The sequence below is a fragment of the Syntrophomonas sp. UBA1041 genome, assembly GCF_002316705.1.
Lineage (GTDB): Bacteria > Bacillota > Syntrophomonadia > Syntrophomonadales > Syntrophomonadaceae > DTU019.
The window spans coordinates 2,766-3,406 of the sequence record NZ_DCEA01000058.1 but is presented as its reverse complement, the minus strand read 5'-3'; the positions used below and the strand labels follow the sequence as shown (position 1 = coordinate 3,406).

Here is a 641-nt window from a genome sequence, read left to right as displayed (position 1 = left end):
AAAGTATTGGTGGAGTCGGCTTTGGGATCGCAGCCAAACTGCATCACTTTAAAGCCTTCCCTGGCCAGAGCGGCGCTGATGTTGGAAGTCGTAGTGGATTTTCCTATTCCCCCTTTGCCGTAGATAGCAATCTGTTTGATCTTCTTCGCCAATTCGTTCACCTCTGATTTTCTTTGTCTTGATTGCGTAAATAATGGTGCAGCTTGCGCAGCACCGGCTCAATAAGTCCCGGTATGGCCAAGACCTGAATACCCGCTTGCGTCAAAGCTTCTTCGGCTCCCGGCCCCACCCGGCTGACCAGGATCACCCGGCAGTCGGACAGACTCTGAACGGTATGCTGGAGGAGATTGTCATGGTTTGCTTCGCTCCCGCATAGGGGAACTGTTTTACGCAATTCATAAAACTCCGGACCTTTTTCCTCCAAATCAAAAACGAGAAACTGTCCAGCCCTCCCAAAATGCTGGTTTATCACTTTTCCGTCACTGCTGGCCACGGCCACCCGGCAGGACATATTTCCACCACCTCACATGCATGCATTGCGCTTTTTATCCGTGTGAAAAGGTCTGCATGGGACTATCGTATAAAACAGCGGCCAAATCCGTTTTCGAGCCGGGAATGCCGCAGGCGTCGGCCCGGCACTG

Annotated in this window: 2 protein-coding genes; both read right to left on the bottom strand. The window is 52.1% G+C overall.

Annotation, left to right across the window (positions count from 1 at the left end; all coding sequences use genetic code 11):
• The coding region (locus B2633_RS08470) for a nucleotide-binding protein (protein ID WP_483170171.1) at positions 1-161 on the bottom strand (161 nt) is incomplete at its 3' end.
• Complete coding sequence (locus B2633_RS08465; RefSeq protein ID WP_483170168.1) at positions 158-511, bottom strand: NifB/NifX family molybdenum-iron cluster-binding protein; 354 nt, start codon at positions 509-511, stop codon at positions 158-160. The genes B2633_RS08470 and B2633_RS08465, both read right to left, overlap by 4 nt.
• Positions 512-641: the final 130 nt, after the last annotated feature.